1 protein-coding gene is annotated in these 376 nt (G+C 95.5%); it reads right to left on the bottom strand.

All coding sequences use genetic code 11. The features are described from left to right. Positions 1–376: hypothetical protein (locus G3N93_RS42540; RefSeq protein ID WP_206135029.1), on the bottom strand; the 376-nt coding region annotated here is incomplete at both ends.

Here is a 376-nt window from a genome sequence, read left to right on the forward strand (position 1 = left end):
GGGGGGGAGGGGGGGGGGGGGGGGGGGGGGGGGGGGGGGGGGGGGGGGGTGGGGGGGGGGGGGGGGGGGGGGGGGGGGGGGGGGGGGGGGGGGGGGGGGGGGGGGGGGGGGTGGGGGGGGGGGGGGGGGGGGGGGGGGGGGGGGGGGGGGGGGGGGGGGGCGGGGGGGGGGGGGGGGGGGGGGGGGGGGGGGGGGGGGGGGGGGGGGGGGGGGGGGGGGGGGGGGGGGGGGGGGGGGGGGGGGGGGGCGGGCGGGGGGGGGGGGGGGGCGGGCGGGGGGGGGGGGGGGGGGGCGGGGGGGCGGGGGGGGGGGGGGGGGGGTGGGGGGGGGGGGGGGGGTGGGGCGGGGGGGGGGGGGGGGGGGGTTTTTTTTTTTT

It is taken from the genome of Burkholderia sp. Se-20378, from assembly GCF_017104665.1.
In the GTDB taxonomy this organism is placed as follows: Bacteria; Pseudomonadota; Gammaproteobacteria; order Burkholderiales; family Burkholderiaceae; genus Burkholderia; species Burkholderia lata.